Consider the following 1,198-nt stretch of genomic DNA (forward strand, 5'->3'; position numbering starts at 1 on the left):
CACCGCCGGATCGGGCGATTTGCCCGCCTCGATCAGACGTTTGCCGATCATGTAGGCGCGGGCATCGTTCATCGCGTCGAGCGCAAGGAGCGCGTCGCCCTTGTAGTACCAGAAGCTGATGGCATTGCCCTCGCCGGGACGCGTGACGATCCGGTCATAGCCGGTATTCAGCCCGGCGATCTGCAGCTTCACGTCATATTGGTCGGACCAGAACCACGGTTTCGCCTCGTAGGGTTTGCCTGCGCCAAGCATGTTTTCAGCGACGATCTCGGCCTGATCAATGGCGTTGCCGACGCTTTCCAGCCGGATACGGCCGCCCCGATGCGGGAAGGAGGCGCAATCCCCCGCCGCCCAGATCGAAGGGTCCGAGGTGCGGCCAAGTTCGTCGGTGCGGATGCCGTTCTCGATCTCCAGCCCGGCCTCCTCGGCAAGGATCGTCATCGGCGTGATGCCGACGCCGACGATGACGAAATCAACGGCGATTTCGGTGCCGTCCGAAAGGCGGGCGCCCGAGACATGGCCTTCGCCCGTCAGCCGGTCGAGGCCGGTGTTTTCGAGGATCTTTACGCCGTGCTCGGCATGGACCTTGCGGAAATAGTCCGAGGTCTCGGGCGCGGCCACGCGCTGCAGGATGCGCGGGGCCATTTCGATGAGCATGACAGACAGCCCCAGCTTCGCACCGACCGCCGCCGCCTCCAGCCCGATATAGCCGCCACCGACGATCAGAAGCTTGCGGCCCGCCTTGAACTCAGGCGCCATCGCGTCGACATCGGCCAGCGTGCGGACGGTGTAGACGCCCTTCAACTCGCCGCCGACTGCCGCCGGCAGGCGGCGCGGGCGAGAGCCGGTGGTGAGCGCGAGATGATCGTAAGAGATGCTCTCGCCATCCACACGCACTGTCTTCGCGGTGCGGTCGATCGCGGTCGCCTGCGCGCCGAGCTTCAGCGTGACATTCTGGTCCGCCCAGAAAGACGGCGCGCGCAGATAAAGCCGGTCAAGCTCCATCTCGCCAAGCAGGTAGCCCTTCGAGAGGGGCGGGCGCTGATAGGGCGGGGCCGGTTCCTCGCCGATCATGGTGATCGCCCCGTCATAGCCAAGCGAACGAAGCTTCGCCGCGAGCGACGCCCCAGCCTGGCCCGCACCGATGATCACGATCCCGCCCATCTGCATTCTCCCTCTGGTCGCCGGTTGCGGCGAC

The 1,198-nt window shown here is 65.8% G+C and carries 1 protein-coding gene; it reads right to left on the bottom strand.

What is annotated here, in order from left to right; all coding sequences use genetic code 11:
* The coding region (locus OEZ71_RS20210; RefSeq protein ID WP_263741901.1) for an NAD(P)/FAD-dependent oxidoreductase at positions 1-1,164 on the bottom strand (1,164 nt) is incomplete at its 3' end.
* Positions 1,165-1,198 lie beyond the last annotated feature (34 nt).

The sequence above is a fragment of the Albidovulum litorale genome (genome assembly GCF_025751495.1).
In the GTDB taxonomy this organism is placed as follows: domain Bacteria; phylum Pseudomonadota; class Alphaproteobacteria; order Rhodobacterales; family Rhodobacteraceae; genus Albidovulum; species Albidovulum litorale.